Source organism: Ureibacillus xyleni (assembly GCF_900217795.1).
In the GTDB taxonomy this organism is placed as follows: Bacteria; Bacillota; Bacilli; order Bacillales_A; family Planococcaceae; genus Ureibacillus; species Ureibacillus xyleni.
This window is the reverse complement of the sequence record NZ_OBMQ01000029.1, coordinates 1-1,531: the sequence shown is the minus strand read 5'-3', so window position 1 is coordinate 1,531 and position 1,531 is coordinate 1. Positions and strand designations below refer to the sequence as shown.

The 1,531-nt window shown below is 38.6% G+C and carries 1 protein-coding gene; it reads right to left on the bottom strand.

The window, feature by feature from the left end:
- Positions 1–2: 2 nt before the first annotated feature.
- Complete coding sequence (locus tag CRO00_RS19795; RefSeq protein WP_097075402.1) at positions 3–1,364, bottom strand: IS4 family transposase; 1,362 nt, start codon at positions 1,362–1,364, stop codon at positions 3–5.
- Positions 1,365–1,531 lie beyond the last annotated feature (167 nt).

Here is a 1,531-nt window from a genome sequence, read left to right as displayed (position 1 = left end):
ACTCAAACTTCGCAGACTGAAATCGACAAATAAGCCTTGATATAGTTAGGCAGACCGTTAATCCACTGCTGTAGTTGACTTTTGATTAATTTTTGGATTGTTTTATTTGTCTTTTTTAGGGCATCTTCAAGAAGCTCGATTAATTGCTGTAACGCGACAGCCCAATCCAGTTCGTTGACTTCATCACATAATTCATAAAAAATGCCACCTAATGTTCGTTGATCGTTATGGCAACGATTTTGCCAGGACAAGACGATGTATCTGGAAAACACAACCGTTGTGTGGCTAATGAGTAAATCATACGATATGCCTTGAAATTCTTTCTGAAGGCGTAATAGGGATTTTGTCGTCTTGAAAAAGACTTCAATATCCCAACGCATGCCATAGATACGGACGATTTCTTGTTCAGAAAGCGTACAATCGGTGCTGAGAATCGCAAGCCATTCGCTCTTTTTATTGCGGTTTTGAATAAACACGACCTTTACTTGAATGCCATTTGCCATAGTAGTTTGAATCGATCGCATGATGCCTTTCTTGCCAGAAACAGGTGTGGCAACTTTGTATAGTTCTTTCAGAGATAGCCTTTGATCGTTCACCAAATAGCGTTGATTCGTTGCCTTCACCATGCCAATGACGTCAAGACCGAGTTCAACGATGGATTGAATAAGAGGTTGTTGCGTAAACCATGTATCCATTAACACATAATCAGCGGAAACACCTGCTTGTAATGCTCTTTCAAGCATACTGGGAATAACGGTAGGAGCAGATTCCAACGCTTCTACACGTCGTTTATAGCCGGAAGAACGCTTGTCAATATTCTCGGAAATCCCATTAATTTGTGCATTTTTTGAACTCAGTAACGTGAAGTCAAGTGGCATAAATGTAAAGCCATCCGACCAACCCAAAGTAAGCATACGAAACCCTTTATAGAAGCGTTTCGTTAAAGATGAATGATCCATACAACGCGCAAGAAGTTCTACCTTTTTACTCCGATTCCGATCAAACATAGAATCGTCAATGATCAACACTTTTGGACGCGTTACATCCGTCAGTTGATCGACCTTTTGAATGGCATGCACACTTAAATACGTTAAAAAGCGACGCCATGCAAACTTGGAATGATTCATGAAACGATAAACAGAGTCCTTTGCAGGGTAACGGTCTCCCTTCTTTGAATTTAAAAGGGTGAACCAACTCTTATGATGAAAGATTAAACAAAAAACAAGTTGAAACAAATAGGAAGTTGTAAAGCCAAACTTCTTAGTAATACCGGCTTTTCGAAGATGTTTCACGATCTCTAATTCACGAAACACAGATTTTAATTCTTTTGGTAGTTGATTATTTTGGTCATTATGCTCTATCATAATGGAAGCACCTCTTCTGTTTGGTAGTGTATTCTCGACAAATCCACTATACCAAAGAATGAGGTGTTTTTTGTATCTAAAAAAAGTATGTCAAGGTTCTTATTGAAATCGAGAAGAACCAAATAGCATCAACTATTGAACCTAATTATTTATGTGCGAAGTTTGAG